A 764-nucleotide genomic window follows, 5' to 3' on the forward strand; every position below is an offset into this window, starting at 1 on the left:
TACCTCACCCAGGCCGCCTACACGCACCACGCGGTGTTCGACCTCAAGCCCGAGACCGACGTCTACTGGTGCACCGCCGACGTCGGCTGGGTCACCGGCCACTCCTACATCGTCTACGGCCCCCTGGCCAACGGCGCCACCGAAGTCATGTACGAGGGCACCCCGGACACCCCGCACCAGGGCCGCTTCTGGGAGATCGTCCAGAAGTACAAGATCACCCTCCTCTACACCGCCCCCACCGCGATCCGCATGTTCGCGAAGTGGGGCGACGACATCCCGGCCAAGTTCGACCTGTCCTCGCTGCGCCTGCTGGGCTCGGTCGGCGAGCCGATCAACCCCGAGGCCTGGATCTGGTACCGCAAGAACATCGGCGGCGAGCGGACGCCGGTGGTCGACACCTGGTGGCAGACCGAGACCGGCGCCATGATGATCTCCCCGCTGCCGGGCGTCACCGAGGCCAAGCCGGGCTCGGCGATGCGGCCGCTGCCGGGCATCTCGGCGAACGTCGTCGACAAGGACGGGAACATCGTCGAGAACGGCCACGGCGGCCTGCTGGTCCTGGACAAGCCCTGGCCGTCCATGGCCCGCGGCATCTGGGGCGACCAGCAGCGGTTCGTCGACACCTACTGGTCGCGGTTCGCCGACCAGGGCTACTACTTCGCCGGCGACGGCGCCAAGAAGGACGCCGACGGCGACCTGTGGCTGCTCGGCCGCGTCGACGACATCATGCTCGTCTCCGGCCACAACATCTCCACCACCGAGGT

1 protein-coding gene is annotated in these 764 nt (G+C 68.5%); it reads left to right on the forward strand.

Annotated elements, in window-relative coordinates; translation table 11 throughout:
- Nucleotides 1-764 (forward strand): AMP-binding protein (locus tag ABD466_RS44290; protein WP_344663332.1); only part of this gene is annotated, 764 nt, incomplete at both ends.

The organism is Catenulispora subtropica (genome assembly GCF_039531675.1).
In the GTDB taxonomy this organism is placed as follows: domain Bacteria; phylum Actinomycetota; class Actinomycetes; order Streptomycetales; family Catenulisporaceae; genus Catenulispora; species Catenulispora subtropica.